Annotated in this window: 1 protein-coding gene; it reads right to left on the reverse strand. The window is 58.1% G+C overall.

What is annotated here, in order from left to right; genetic code table 11:
• Nucleotides 1-187, reverse strand: a 187-nt coding sequence (locus tag JHD63_RS25300) for a transposase domain-containing protein (RefSeq protein WP_198973205.1), incomplete at its 3' end; no start/stop codon positions are given.
• Nucleotides 188-258 lie beyond the last annotated feature (71 nt).

Genomic DNA, 258 nt, shown 5'->3' on the forward strand with positions numbered 1-258 from the left:
AGGCCAGACCAATCACCAGCCACACGGCATGTTGCGCCGGCAGCTTGCGGCGCCGTATCGAAGCCTTGCCCGTGGCTTGCAAGGCTTGTTCGATCCAGCCCGGGTCGATCAGGGCGCTCAACTCGGCCATTCCATTGGCAGGGAGTGCCTCCAATGTCTCGTTCAGGGTCGTTTGCAGCAGGCTCAAAGTAAAAAGGGAACGTGGTCCATACGTTCCCTTTTTACCTGCCTTCAGCTTCGCTTGGGCTTATCTGACTG

It is taken from the genome of Xylophilus sp. ASV27 (genome assembly GCF_016428875.1).
Lineage (GTDB): Bacteria > Pseudomonadota > Gammaproteobacteria > Burkholderiales > Burkholderiaceae_C > Xylophilus.